The 12,798-nt window shown below is 59.4% G+C and carries 13 protein-coding genes; 8 read left to right on the top strand and 5 right to left on the bottom strand.

The window, feature by feature from the left end; all coding sequences use genetic code 11:
• Nucleotides 1-50: 50 nt before the first annotated feature.
• The 6 genes from speB (at nt 51) to BK662_RS09615 (ending at nt 5,717) form a co-directional block, all read left to right on the top strand.
• The gene (gene speB, locus BK662_RS09590) at nt 51-1,001 is read left to right on the top strand and encodes an agmatinase (protein WP_123357863.1); all 951 of its coding nucleotides are present in this window, start codon (nt 51-53) and stop codon (nt 999-1,001) included.
• Between the two features lie 9 nt (nt 1,002-1,010).
• Nucleotides 1,011-1,433 (top strand): YybH family protein, encoded by a 423-nt coding sequence (locus BK662_RS09595; protein WP_123357864.1) that lies wholly within the window; start codon nt 1,011-1,013, stop codon nt 1,431-1,433.
• 112 nt (nt 1,434-1,545) lie between these two features.
• The gene (locus BK662_RS09600) at nt 1,546-3,057 is read left to right on the top strand and encodes a purine-cytosine permease family protein (protein WP_123357865.1); all 1,512 of its coding nucleotides are present in this window, start codon (nt 1,546-1,548) and stop codon (nt 3,055-3,057) included.
• A gap of 164 nt (nt 3,058-3,221) precedes the next feature.
• Nucleotides 3,222-4,601, top strand: coding sequence for a sodium:solute symporter family protein (locus tag BK662_RS09605; RefSeq protein WP_123357866.1), 1,380 nt, complete (start codon nt 3,222-3,224; stop codon nt 4,599-4,601).
• Between the two features lie 83 nt (nt 4,602-4,684).
• Nucleotides 4,685-5,410 (top strand): MBL fold metallo-hydrolase, encoded by a 726-nt coding sequence (locus BK662_RS09610; protein ID WP_123357867.1) that lies wholly within the window; start codon nt 4,685-4,687, stop codon nt 5,408-5,410.
• A gap of 55 nt (nt 5,411-5,465) precedes the next feature.
• Nucleotides 5,466-5,717, top strand: coding sequence for an acyl carrier protein (locus tag BK662_RS09615; protein ID WP_123357868.1), 252 nt, complete (start codon nt 5,466-5,468; stop codon nt 5,715-5,717).
• 205 nt (nt 5,718-5,922) lie between these two features.
• Here BK662_RS09615 and BK662_RS35180 read toward each other — a convergent pair whose 3' ends face one another.
• Nucleotides 5,923-6,054, bottom strand: coding sequence for a PA1414 family protein (locus tag BK662_RS35180; protein WP_256580670.1), 132 nt, complete (start codon nt 6,052-6,054; stop codon nt 5,923-5,925).
• Nucleotides 6,055-6,193: 139 nt separating this feature from the next.
• On the bottom strand, nt 6,194-7,087 hold the full coding sequence (ptrR, locus tag BK662_RS09620; protein ID WP_123357869.1) for a putrescine utilization regulator PtrR: 894 nt from the start codon (nt 7,085-7,087) through the stop codon (nt 6,194-6,196).
• A 104-nt stretch (nt 7,088-7,191) separates the two neighbouring features.
• Between ptrR and BK662_RS09625 the strand changes: the two genes are divergently transcribed.
• Nucleotides 7,192-8,382: an MFS transporter gene (locus BK662_RS09625; protein ID WP_123357870.1), complete on the top strand. Its 1,191-nt coding sequence runs from the start codon at nt 7,192-7,194 to the stop codon at nt 8,380-8,382.
• Here BK662_RS09625 and BK662_RS09630 read toward each other — a convergent pair.
• The 3 genes from BK662_RS09630 to BK662_RS09640 all read right to left on the bottom strand — a co-directional run bounded on the left by BK662_RS09630 (nt 8,318) and on the right by BK662_RS09640 (nt 12,129).
• Complete coding sequence (locus tag BK662_RS09630; RefSeq protein ID WP_038982029.1) at nt 8,318-9,250, bottom strand: DMT family transporter; 933 nt, start codon at nt 9,248-9,250, stop codon at nt 8,318-8,320. The two genes, BK662_RS09625 and BK662_RS09630, sit on opposite strands and share 65 nt — an antisense overlap.
• Nucleotides 9,251-9,418: 168 nt before the next feature.
• Nucleotides 9,419-10,864, bottom strand: a complete 1,446-nt coding sequence (locus BK662_RS09635) for an NCS1 family nucleobase:cation symporter-1 (protein WP_123357871.1) — start codon at nt 10,862-10,864, stop codon at nt 9,419-9,421.
• A 428-nt stretch (nt 10,865-11,292) separates the two neighbouring features.
• Entirely contained in the window at nt 11,293-12,129 is an 837-nt protein-coding gene (locus tag BK662_RS09640) for a CvfB family protein (protein WP_030131899.1), read from the bottom strand.
• Nucleotides 12,130-12,480: 351 nt separating this feature from the next.
• On the opposite strand from BK662_RS09640, the gene BK662_RS09645 reads away from it, so the two are divergent.
• The gene (locus tag BK662_RS09645; protein ID WP_017337097.1) at nt 12,481-12,669 is read left to right on the top strand and encodes a PFL_1563 family small protein; all 189 of its coding nucleotides are present in this window, start codon (nt 12,481-12,483) and stop codon (nt 12,667-12,669) included.
• The last annotated feature ends 129 nt before the right edge of the window (nt 12,670-12,798 follow it).

Below are 12,798 nucleotides of genomic sequence, written 5' to 3' on the forward strand. Positions count from 1 at the left end.
CCGAGCAGGGCAACCGACATAATTAAAACAACGACGATGAGGCCTTACCCGTGGACAAGATTCTTCACCAACCACTGGGCGGCAACGAAATGCCGCGCTTCGGCGGCATCGCCACCATGCTGCGACTCCCCCATTTGCCATCTGCTGCTGGCCTGGACGCTGCCTTTATCGGCATCCCACTGGACATCGGCACTTCCCTGCGCCCCGGCACCCGTTTCGGGCCGCGTGAAATCCGCGCTGAATCGGTGATGATTCGCCCGTACAACATGGCCACCGGAGCCGCACCGTTCGATTCGCTGTCAGTTGCCGACATCGGTGACGTGGCGATCAACACGTTCAACCTTCTGGATGCCGTGCGGATCATCGAAGAGGCCTACGACAATATCCTCGAACACGATGTGATCCCCATGACTCTCGGCGGCGATCACACCATCACCCTGCCGATCCTGCGTGCCATCCATAAAAAGCACGGCAAGGTCGGCCTGGTGCATATCGACGCTCACGCCGATGTGAACGATCACATGTTCGGCGAGAAGATCGCCCACGGCACCACCTTCCGTCGCGCAGTGGAAGAAGGCCTTCTGGATTGCGACCGCGTGGTGCAAATTGGCCTGCGCGCTCAGGGTTACACCGCTGATGACTTCAACTGGAGCCGCAATCAAGGCTTCCGTGTGGTTCAGGCTGAAGAATGCTGGCACAAATCCCTGGCACCGCTGATGGCCGAAGTTCGCGAGAAAGTCGGCGGCGGTCCGGTGTACCTGAGTTTCGATATCGACGGTATCGACCCGGCCTGGGCACCAGGCACTGGCACCCCGGAAATCGGCGGTCTGACGACCATTCAGGCGATCGAAATCGTGCGCGGCTGCCAAGGTCTCGACCTGGTCGGCTGCGATCTGGTAGAAGTCTCGCCAGCGTACGACACCTCCGGTAATACCTCGCTGTTGGGCGCCAACCTGCTGTACGAAATGCTCTGCGTACTGCCTGGCGTGGTCCATCGCTGAGGATCGGTCATGAGCGAACGTGATCAGGTACTCAACGCCGCCGCCGAGCTGGTGTCGGCCTTTGCCCGTAACGATCGCGAAGCCTACTTCGGCGCATTCAGTGCCGATGCCAGCTTCGTGTTCTACACCCTCGAGCAGCCTCTGTTGTCGCGCGATGCCTATCAGGCGTTGTGGGACACCTGGCGCGCCGAGGACGGCTTCGAGGTGCTGTCGTGCACCTCGAGCAACGCCTTCGTCAGCCTGCAGGGTGATGTGGCGATTTTCATCCATGACGTGGCCACCGAGCTGCGCATGCAAGGGGAGCAACACTTCAGCCAGGAGCGCGAGACGATTGTTTTCAAAAAACAGACGTCTGGCCAAGAACAACAAGGCCTATGGCTGGCCTGCCACGAACATTTGTCCGCAATGCCGGAAGGGCTGCCACCCCCTTAGGGTCTGTTGACGTTTGGCGCAGCAACGCGGTTCGCCACCAAACGTCAACAGACCCTAACCAAACAGGTGACGCTCACGCACGATGAGCGCGCCTTTATGATCGGAGCAGATCATGAATAACAACAACAAAGACCAAAGCCTTACGCAAATCGAAACCTACGGGGTCGAACAGATCCCGGACAACGAACGCACCGCAGGCCCGACGGACTTGTTCCGGATGATCTTCGGCGGTTCCAACACCTTTGCCACCGCCGTGCTCGGCAGTTTTCCGGTGCTGTTCGGCCTGTCTTTTCAGGCGGGCGTCTGGGCGATTGTGCTGGGCGTGTTGCTGGGTTCGCTGATCCTTGCGCCGATGGGCCTGTTCGGTCCGCTCAATGGCACCAACAACGCTGTTTCGTCGGGTGCGCACTTCGGCGTGCATGGGCGGATTGTCGGTTCGTTTCTGTCGCTGCTGACCGCCATCGCCTTCTTCTCGCTTTCGGTGTGGAGTTCGGGCGATGCATTGATCGGTGGCGCGAAACGCCTGATCGGCCTGCCGGAAACCGACCTGACCCTGGGCCTGGCCTACGGTCTGTTCGCGATCCTGGTGCTGACGGTGTGCATCTACGGTTTCCGCTTCCTGCTGTGGGTCAACAAGATCGCCGTATGGAGCGCCAGCCTGTTGTTCCTGTTGGGCATCTTCGCTTTCGCAGGTCCCTTCGATGTGAACTACGCCGGCAGCGTCAGCCTCGGTCAACCGGGTTTCTGGGCGGCCTTCATCGGCGCTGCGCTGGTAGCGATGAGCAACCCGATTTCCTTCGGCGCGTTCCTCGGCGACTGGTCGCGCTACATCCCGCGTGATACCTCCAAGCGCCGGATCATGGCCGCCGTGGTGATCTCGCAGATCGCCACCTTCATCCCGTTCCTGTTCGGCCTCGCCACCGCCACCATTGTGGCGATCAAGGCACCTGACTACATCGCGGCCAATAACTACGTCGGCGGTCTGCTGGCGGTGTCGCCGAGCTGGTTCTTCCTGCCGGTGTGCCTGATTGCGGTGATCGGCGGCATGTCCACCGGCACCACCTCGCTGTATGGCACCGGGCTGGACATGTCCAGCGTGTTCCCACGGGTGCTGTCGCGGGTCAAGGCAACGCTGCTGATCGGCGTGATGTCGATTGCCTTCATCTTCATCGGGCGCTTTGCGGCGAACCTGGTGCAGAGCGTGTCGACCTTCGCCGTGCTGATCATCACCTGCACCACCCCGTGGATGGTGATCATGATCATCGGCCTGCTGGTGCGTCGCGGCTTCTACTGCCCGGATGACCTTCAAGTATTCACCCGTGGCGAGAAAGGTGGCCGCTACTGGTTCACCCACGGCTGGAACTGGCGTGGCCTGGGTGCCTGGATCCCGAGCGCGCTGGTGGGTTTGTGCTTCGTGAACCTGCCGGGGCAGTTTGTCGGGCCACTCGGGAATCTGGTGGGCGGCATCGACATCAGCCTGCCGGTGACCCTCGGTCTGGCCTCGCTGGTGTACCTGACGCTGCTGAGCCTGTTCCCGGAACCGGCCACGGTGTTCGGCCCCAACGATTCACGCAGCAAGGGCGCAAGCACCATGGCAAAACCTGAACTACGTCAGCCCGCCTGACACAGATCCACCTGTGGGAGCGAGCCTGCTCGCGATGACTGCGGCACATCCGACATTGATGTGACTGACAAATCGCAATCGCGAGCAGGCTCGCTCCCACAGAGACCTGGCCCACAGAACCATCTTTGTTTCACCATAAAAAAGACAATCGGAGACACGCCATCATGGCTTTGGATTTATTCGTCGTACTCATCTACGCCGCCGCGATGCTGATACTCGGCTACTACGGCATGCGCAAGGCCAAGACCCACGAAGACTATTTGGTCGCCGGTCGCAACCTCGGCCCAGGTCTCTACATGGGCACCATGGCCGCTACCGTTCTGGGTGGCGCGTCCACCGTCGGCACCGTGCGCCTGGGCTATGTTCATGGCATTTCCGGTTTCTGGCTGTGCGCCGCACTGGGCTGCGGCATCGTGGCGCTGAACCTGTTCCTCGCCAAACCGCTGCTGAAGCTGAAGGTATTCACCGTTACCCAAGTGCTGGAAAAGCGCTATAACCCAATGGCTCGTACCGCGAGCGCGAGCATCATGCTGGCCTATGCACTGATGATCGGCGTGACCTCGATCCTGGCAATCGGCACCGTGCTGCAAGTGCTTTTCGGCCTGCCGTTCTGGCTCTCGGTGCTGCTCGGCGGCGGCGTGGTGGTGATTTACTCGACCATCGGTGGCATGTGGTCCCTGACCCTGACCGACATCGTCCAGTTCGGTATCCAGACCGTCGGCCTGATGTTCCTGTTGCTGCCGATCTGCCTGTACCGTGTCGGTGGCTGGGATCAACTGGTTGCCCAATTGCCGGCCGCCAGCTTCAACTTCACCAGCATCGGCTGGGACACCATCATCACCTACTTCCTGATCTACTTCTTTGGCATCCTGATCGGTCAAGACATCTGGCAACGAGTGTTCACCGCACGAAGCGAGAAAGTCGCCAAGTACGCCGGTACGTCTGCCGGGATCTACTGCATTGTCTACGGCCTGGTTTGTGCGCTGATCGGCATGGCTGCTCATGTGCTGATTCCGGATCTGGACAACGTCAACAATGCCTTTGCCGCCATCGTCAAAGTGTCCCTGCCGGACGGTATTCGCGGCCTGGTGATCGCTGCTGCACTGGCGGCCATGATGTCCACCGCCAGCGCCGGCCTGCTCGCCGCATCCACCACCCTGACCGAAGACCTGCTGCCGAAACTGCGCGGCGGCAAACAGTCGAACGTGAGCGTCAATCGCCTGTTTACCCTGCTGACTGGCATCGCAGTACTGGGCATCGCTCTGGTGGTCAACGATGTGATCAGCGCACTGACCCTGGCCTACAACCTGTTGGTGGGTGGCATGCTGATCCCGCTGATGGGAGCGATCTACTGGAAACGCGCCACGACGGCCGGTGCGATCACCAGCATGGCGCTGGGCTTCGTCACCGCGCTGGTGTTCATGTTCAAGGATGGTATGGACGCCAACACACCGATCTACTATAGCCTCGGCGTAGGCCTGGTGAGTTTCGTGCTGGTCAGTTTGCTGTCCCGTCGCCCGGCAGTGGTGGCGAGCGCGATCTAACCTTTCTATAACGACTTGATGCTTTCTTCGACGGGTGTGGCGTCGGTTGCCACACCCGTTTTTTTCGCCTGAAGGAATCTGCCATGAAGATCGTCAGCCGCGATCAGTGGTTCGAGGTCAAACAGTTCAGCGACAGCATACGCTTGATTCACGAGCCCTATATTCGGCCCTTTTACCGCTGCAACCTCTGGCACATTCAGGGGCGTGACAAGGATTTGCTGCTGGACAGCGGCTCCGGGCTGGTCAGCCTGCGCGAGCAGTTGCCATGGATCACCGAACGGCCACTGGTGGCGGTGGCCAGCCACTGCCATTTCGACCACATCGCCGGCCATCACGAATTCCCCGAACGGCTGGTGCATCCGGCCGAAGCACGGATCCTCGCCGAGCCCGACGGCGACAACACCCTGAGCAAGGTTTTCGTCGGTGACGACATGTTCGAGGCTCACCCCGACTGCCTGTTGTGCTACGCCGAATACCGGGTCAAAGCCGCACCGGCCACGGGTTTGATCGAAGAAGGCGACGTGCTTGATCTCGGTAATAGGGTCTTGCGAGTGCTGCACACACCAGGGCATTCACCGGGCGGCATCAGCCTGTTTGAGGCGGCGACCGAAACCCTGTTCAGCGGCGACATCATTTACGACGGGCCGCTGATCGAAGACGCCTACCACTCCAACCTAGCCGACTACGCCCGCAGCCTGCAACGCTTGCGCGCGCTGCCGATCCGCACGGTGCATGGCGGGCATTTCGGGAGTTTTTCCGGGGAATATTTGCGCACGATGATTGACGAGTGGCAGCGCCGACACGCCTGAAGCCTGCTGTACTCACCACCAGGGACAACAACAATAACGCCCTCGAAGAACAACCATGACCAGAGACGCCGTTCGTACAGCCGTGCATCGCCTCATCAGCCACCTGCTGGTAAATCAGGATGATTTCGACGACAACTCCAATCTGGTGCAGTTGGGACTGGATAAAGAAGATATTGAAGAGCTGATTTTCCATCTGGAAGATCAGCTGGGATTAACTGCGTTTACCGCCGAAGAAGACCGGATGCTCAAGATTGCGACGACCGTCGACGACTTGAGCCGGTTTTTGATTGAGATCGGGCGGTATTGAGATGGGTTGAAATGCACCTTTGAGGCAAGAATTCAGGTTTTTGTGGCGAGGGAGCTTGCTCCCGCTCGACTGCGCAGCAGTCGCAGGCCAGGATCCGCGTGCCGCCTGATACACCTTGGTGATGGTCTATGGGGGGCTGCTGTGCAGCCCAGCGGGAGCAAGCTCCCTCGCCACAAGCAAGCCCCCTTACCAAATAGATCCAGGCTTACCTGCGGCGCTGCTGCTGGCGGCGACGTTGTTCGTCGTCAGTGCGAATAGGCACGGGTTGCAGAGGCGGTTCGATCAAACCGAGTGCGACGCCCAGGTCATGCAGCCAGTTTTGGATTTTCTCTTTCATGGTGCCCCCTTCAGGGTAGTGCCGAGCGGCCGAAGTTCTGTAGCCCCTTCGCACTGATAATAGTCCGAAGTCCTACGCAATGCTCGTCCAACATCGCAATGATCTGTTACTGAATTGATCCAAATCCCTGGACGTTCGTTCAAGCAGTTGCCTGGGCCTGAATCGCTGCCGACGGATACACCGCCTGCTGCTGCTCGATCCATGCATTCAGGTTGGCGCCGACCATGCCCTTGCGCCACATCAGCCAGGTGGTCGCGCTGGCGAACGGCTCGGCCAAGGGATGCACCGCCACGCTTTCGCGCCCCGGCAGGCTGGCGAGCATCGACTCTGACATCAGCGCCACGCCGGAGCCGGCAATCACGCAGGCGAGCATTCCCGGATAAGACTCGATCTCCATGGCCCGGCCCATGGCCGCATGATCATGGGTAAACCAGGCTTCCAGGCGCATCCGATAGGAACAGCCCTGCCGAAACGTAAACACCGAACGCCCTTCGACATCCAGCGCGCTGCGTACCGGCGGATGATCGGCTTCGCTGATCAATACCAACCGTTCGTCGCACAACGGCACGCCGTCGAGCCCGGCCAGTTCCAGCGGGCCGTCCACCAGCGCCGCATCGAGACGCCCGGTGAGTAGACCTTCGAGCAACTCGCCGCTGGGCCCCGATTGCACCTGCAGGTTTACCGCCGGATAGCTGCGGTGATAACGCGCCAACAGCTCTGGCAGGTGAATCGCGGCGGTGCTGTACATGGTGCCGAGCACGAAACCCCCGGCCGGTTGCCCGCCCTGCACCGCCGCGTGGGCTTCGTCGTGCAAGGCGAACAGCCTGGCGGTGTAGTCCAAAAGGACTTTTCCCGCAGGTGACAACTGCAAACGCTGACGCTCGCGTACGAACAGATCAACACCGAGTTGCTCTTCGAGCTGCTTGAGCCGGGTCGACAGGTTGGACGGCACACGATGCAGGCGTTCAGCAGCGCGGGTAATGGAGCCCTCCTCCGCCACCGCCTGGAAGATCCGCAATTGGCTGAATTCCACGCCATTCTCCAAATCAGAACAAGTTTCTCACTATTATTCATTTTTAAAGAAAGTCAATCAGTCCTAGCCTGACGGTCATTGATCCTCGAAACGGAACTCAGACCATGTCCCCTCTGATTCGCTTAACCGCCAGCTTTATCTCCCTGATGATGGCCATGGGCATCGGGCGTTTCGCCCTGACGCCGCAACTGCCGCACTTGCTCAGCGAAGGCCAGATCGACCTGACTGCCGCCGGTCTGATTGCCGCTGCCAACTACCTCGGCTACTTCGTCGGCGCGGTAGATGCGATGTTCGCCCGCCGCCCCGATCAGGTTCGTCGGCGCCTGCTCGGCGGTTTGTGGCTCTGTGTATTGCTGACCTTGGCCTCGTTCTGGGCCGATGGGTTCTGGTCGCATGTGGTGCTGCGTTTCGGTACGGGCGTGGCCAGCGCCTGGGTGTTGGTGATGATTACCGCATTGAGTCAACCGCTGGCAGCGGCGGCCGGTCGTCCACGGCTCGGCGCCCTGGTCTTTGCCGGGCCGGGTCTGGGGATTTTTCTGACAGGATTGTTGGCCTTGGGCTCGAACCTGCTGGGGCAGACGTCCGCGATCTTATGGCTGGTGTATGCCGGTGTGGGGCTGGTGATGCTGCTGGGGATTCTGCCGTTCCTGCCGCAACCGGCTGCCTCTTCTGTGGCGACACCGCCTGCTGCCACATCCGGCGCCCAAGGTGTCGGACGTTTACCGGTGATCTATGGTCTGTACGGTTTGGGCTACATCATCCCCGCCACTTTCCTCTCACAGATGGCCAGCGCGCAGTTCCATGGGCAATGGCAAGCCGATCTGTTCTGGCCATGCTTCGGCCTGGCGGCGGCAATCGGGGTGGTGTTGGTGAGCCTGCGTCGGCACAACCCGAACGCCACTCGCCATTGGCTGATGGCAACGTTGTGGTTGCAGGCGGCCGGGGTCTTCGCCTGCCTGTTGGGCAGCGGTGCCGGCTTGGCGTTGGGGGTGATCCTGTGTGGCGGACCGTTCCTGGCCTGCATGCAACTGGTGATGCAACGCTCCCGGGAACTGGCGCCCCATGCCACCCAGCGCAACGCCGGGCTGCTGACCGCGTGCTTCGCCGTGGGTCAGCTCAGCGGGCCGTTGCTGGCAGCGCTGAGCAGCCATTTCAGCGGTGGATTGCAACCGGCGCTGGTGATCGCCGGCAGCGGTTTGCTCATCGCAGGAGGCCTGTTGCTGCGCCCGGTCAGGGTTGCCCAAGTGCTTTGCGCAAACGACGGCGGACCCACTGTTCTGCGCTCACAAAAGTGATCCCGAGCAAAACCAGCACCGCGCCGATCACAAAGTTGAGGCTCAGTTCTTCGCCCAGCAGCACCACGCCGAACGTGACGCCGAACAATGGCGTCATGAACGAAAACACCGCCAGGTTCGCCGCCAGATAACGGCGCAGCAGCCAGAACCAGGTCAGGTAACTGAAGAACGACACCACCAACCCCTGGAACAGCACGCTGGCCACGGCAACAGTGGTCAGGCTGACATGGGTAACCTGCCCGCTGAGGATCGCGATCAACAGCAGGCCAACGAAACCGACGATCAGTTGATAAAACAACGTCAGGGTCACCGGCGCTTCCGACAGACGCGAGGCGCGCACCACCACGGTGGTCGCGCCCCACGACGCGCCGGCCAGCACGCCCAACGCATCGCCCATCAGCATGCGGTGGTCGAGGTTGTCCCACGACACACCACCGGCAAACGCAATGGCAATGCCGATGAAGGCGAGAAAAATCCCCAGCCACTGCACCGGCCGTAAACGCTCACTCGGCAGCAGCCAATGCACGCCCAACGCGGTGAAGATCGGCGCGGTGTAGAGGAACACCGACATGTGCGCTGCCGTGGTCAATTGCAGGCCTTCGGAAATGAAGAAGAACTCCAGGCCAAACAACGCACCCGCCAGCAAGCCGCCGCGCCAGGTATTACCGACCTGATCCCAGCCGCCCTTCCAGCAGATCAACAATCCTACGAGCAATGCGGAAATACCCGACCGCCCCGCCGCTTGCATGACCGGAGCGATGTCGGGCGCGGCCCACTTGATCATCACCTGCTGCACGCCCCAGATCAGGCACAACCCGACCATCACCTGCAGGGCAAATCCATCGGCGCTACGCCGGGTGGCGCTCACCGGAACACCTCGACAACACAATCCATGGCAGTGACTCGACAGTAAAAGCAAAGCAAAGCCCCGACCTTCTGGCTGAGCAGAGTGCCGGGGCGAAAAATTATGCTGTCGATTATTAACCAGACGGACAGAAAAAGGTGTCTGCAAAAGACCTTTAAATCGCCGCTTGCGTCATCCCGCTATGACCAGCGCCGCCGACTGCTGCGCCTGCTCGCGTTTGGCCAGTGCGAAGTACAGGACGCTGCCAAGGAAGCAGCCCGTAAACCAGGCGAAGTTGGCCATCGGCTGCAGGACTGGAATGAAGGTGATCGCAACGCCCATCAGGGTGGCCGGAATCAACGCCTTGACCGCCGTCCAGTTGATCCCGCCGCTGTAGTAATAACGCCCGCTCGGGCCGTCGTTAAACAGTGCATCGACGTCGATCTGCTGCTTTTTGATCAGGTAGTAATCCACCAGCAGAATCCCGAACAGCGGTCCGATGAACGCCGCCAGCACGTCGAGGGTGTAGTGAATCACTTCGGGGTTGTTGAACAGGTTCCACGGGGTGATGAAGATCGAAGCCACGGCGGCGATCATGCCGCCGGCGCGCCAGCTGATTTTGCTCGGGGCGACGTTGGCGAAGTCGAACGCCGGGGACACAAAGTTGGCGACGATATTGATACCAATGGTCGCCGTGACGAAGGCAAAGGCGCCGAGCAGCACCGCTACGCTGTTGTCGATGCGCGCCACAGTGGCGATCGGATCGTGAAGCATTTCACCGAACACCGGCAAGGTGCCGGAAACGATCACCACGGTCACCAGCGAGAACGCCAGAAAATTCACCGGCAGGCCCCAGAAATTGCCACGTCGCACGTCATTCATGCTGCGGCAGTAGCGACTGAAATCGCCGAAGTTCAGGGTCGGACCGGAAAAGTACGACACCACCAACGCCGTTGCCACGATCACTTGGCCGAAAGCTTCCCAGCCAGATAGGGATTTTTCCGCCAGGGTGAAGCTGATGTTGCTCCACCCCGCCTGCCAGACTATCCAGCCGGCGAGCAGGAACATCACGCCGTAGACCACCGGGCCGGCCCAGTCGATGAAGCGGCGGATCGACTCCATGCCAGTCCAGAACACCAGCGCCTGGACGAACCACAGGCTGAGGAAACCGAACCAGCCGAGGTAGGACAAACCGGCAAAGTGCGATTCGGCGTAGGCCGCCATTGAAGGAAAAAACCGCAACACGACGATGATCAGGGCACTGGACGCCAGGTACGTCTGAATCCCGTACCAGGCCACCGCGATCAGGCCGCGGATGACCGCAGGAATATTCGCCCCGAACACCCCGAACGCCAATCGGCAGATCACCGGGTATGGCACCGCTGCTTGCTGACTCGGCTTGGCCACCAGGTTGGCGATCAACTGCACGATGCAAATCCCGCCCAGCAACGCAATCAACACCTGCCAACTGGCCAGCCCAAGTGCAAACAGGCTGGCGGCGAACACATAGCCGCCGACGCTGTGCACGTCACTCATCCAGAAAGCAAAGATGTTGTACCAATTCCATTTCTGCGGCAGCGGCCCCAGGTCCTGGTTATACAGGCGTGGGCTGTAGCCGTTGGGCAATTGCTCGGTCATCGCAGGGCTCCTCGAAAGTACAGGCGCGGCCCCCGGGATTGATGTGGCGACCACACTGCGTACGGGAGCTGGCATGGTTTGTATACGAGTTGCTACGCAGAATGCATGCCATACGTTCTAAAGATGCGACAAATCGGGCTTCAACTCTGTTAAGAGCAAAACCTTCAAGACGCAGAGGGGGTGGTAATGCCCATGAACAGGGCGTCAGCGCCTGCAAACGGTGCAGGACGTTATGTATACAAAGAGATGGGTGACTGCTGCGCAGTCAATCGCGAGCAGGCTCGCTCCCACATTGGAATTGTGGTGAGCCTGGGAGTTTGTGCCCGACGCATATTGCAGGAGCTGCCGCAGGCTGCGATCTTTTGCCTGTAAAAGATCAAGATCAAAAGATCGCAGCCTTCGGCAGCTCCTACAGGGGCGGCGTAAGGTCAGCTGAGTTCGATACGATCAGCGTGAATGACGATCTGGCCGTTCTTGTACAACGCACCGATGGCCTTTTTGAAGTTGCCCTTGCTAACGCCGAACATACTGCTGATCAGGGTCGGGTCGCTCTTGTCGCTGACCGGCAGGGTGCCGTTGTTGTCGCGCAACTTGGCGAGAATTTTCGAGTTCAGACTGGTGGCGGCTTCCTCGCCCACCGGTTGCAGGCTCAGGCTGATCTTGCCGTCGGCGCGGACTTCTTTGATAAAGCCCTTCTCTTCTTTGCCGGCACGCATGAACTTGAAGATTTCGTTCTTGTGGATCAGGCCCCAGTGCTTGTTGTTGATGATTGCCTTGAAGCCCATATCGGTCGCTTCGGCCACCAGCAAATCAACTTCCTGACCCGGGGTGTAATTGGCCGGGGTCTTGTCCAGATAGCGGTCCAGACGCGCCGTCGCGGTGATGCGGCGCGTGTGTTTGTCGAGATAAACATGCACCACGACATACTCGCCGGCCGTCATCTGGCGCTTTTCTTCGGAATACGGCAGCAGCAGATCCTTCGGCAAACCCCAATCCAGGAACACGCCGATGCTGTTGACTTCAACAACTTTCAAACTGGCGAATTCACCGACCTGAACTTTCGGCTTTTCGGTGGTGGCGATAAGTTTGTCATCGCTGTCCAGATAAATAAAAACGTTGAGCCAGTCTTCATCTTCGCTGGGAATATCTTTGGGGATATAACGATTAGGCAGGAGGATTTCGCCATCCGCGCCACCGTCCAGATATAAACCGAAGTTAGTGTGTTTAACCACTTGCAAACTGTTGTAGCGCCCGACTAAAGCCATGTCCAATACCCTCATTGCGTGGGCGGCATTCTACCCGGTTTTGCGGGCGGCGTTCGGTGGCCGGCCCGGTGGTGCAAGAAAATCCGCGGAAGGGCTTAATTTTCCTGGGTTTTGACGTGTGCGTTTGGCCGCTCGTCAGGCCATTTGGGCGCCCCGCACCTTGGCCTGCTCATCCGAAAAGCGCTTTTCTCCCACTTGGGTTCTTAATTAAAACAGCAGCTTAGGGGAACATTGCGAATAATAACTTGCGATAAATCACGCTGCTCCAATGTGTATTTCGGGAGGATATTTACCAAGCAATTGTCAAGTATTTCCTGTACGATGCCTGGCCAAGTTAATTTCTACAGGTTAATGGCCGCCATGCGTGTAAAAGCATCCAACAGCAAAGCAAAGCCAGCTCCAGCCGTTGAAACCAGCGAATCGATCAACAACCAGATCGCTGCGTTCCTCAAGTCCGGTGGCGAGATCCAGCAAATTGCCAAAGGCGTCAGCGGCCAGACGTTCGGCCCGTCCAAGCAGATCACGCTGGGCAAGAAGTAATTTCCCCCGCGTTAACTGGTCCGTAAGCGCTTTGAGCTTCGAAGCGCTTGGACTGGAACCCTTCCGCAATACCCCATAAAACAAATCAATATTTCAAAAATCGACGAACGGCCCTCGATGCCGAACATT

Source organism: Pseudomonas frederiksbergensis, assembly GCF_003732275.1.
Lineage (GTDB): Bacteria > Pseudomonadota > Gammaproteobacteria > Pseudomonadales > Pseudomonadaceae > Aquipseudomonas > Aquipseudomonas frederiksbergensis_H.

Bases quoted from the DNA above. Each gene is read 5' to 3' on its own strand.
- BK662_RS09635 (WP_123357871.1), bottom strand. From the start codon at position 10,864: ATGACCGAGCAATTGCCCAACGGCTACAGCCCACGCCTGTATAACCAG.
- BK662_RS09625 (WP_123357870.1), top strand. From the start codon at position 7,192: ATGTCCCCTCTGATTCGCTTAACCGCCAGCTTTATCTCCCTGATGATG.
- BK662_RS09600 (WP_123357865.1), top strand. From the start codon at position 1,546: ATGAATAACAACAACAAAGACCAAAGCCTTACGCAAATCGAAACCTAC.
- BK662_RS09605 (WP_123357866.1), top strand. From the start codon at position 3,222: ATGGCTTTGGATTTATTCGTCGTACTCATCTACGCCGCCGCGATGCTG.
- BK662_RS09645 (WP_017337097.1), top strand. From the start codon at position 12,481: ATGGCCGCCATGCGTGTAAAAGCATCCAACAGCAAAGCAAAGCCAGCT.
- BK662_RS09595 (WP_123357864.1), top strand. From the start codon at position 1,011: ATGAGCGAACGTGATCAGGTACTCAACGCCGCCGCCGAGCTGGTGTCG.
- BK662_RS09640 (WP_030131899.1), bottom strand. From the start codon at position 12,129: ATGGCTTTAGTCGGGCGCTACAACAGTTTGCAAGTGGTTAAACACACT.
- BK662_RS35180 (WP_256580670.1), bottom strand. From the start codon at position 6,054: ATGAAAGAGAAAATCCAAAACTGGCTGCATGACCTGGGCGTCGCACTC.
- BK662_RS09610 (WP_123357867.1), top strand. From the start codon at position 4,685: ATGAAGATCGTCAGCCGCGATCAGTGGTTCGAGGTCAAACAGTTCAGC.
- BK662_RS09615 (WP_123357868.1), top strand. From the start codon at position 5,466: ATGACCAGAGACGCCGTTCGTACAGCCGTGCATCGCCTCATCAGCCAC.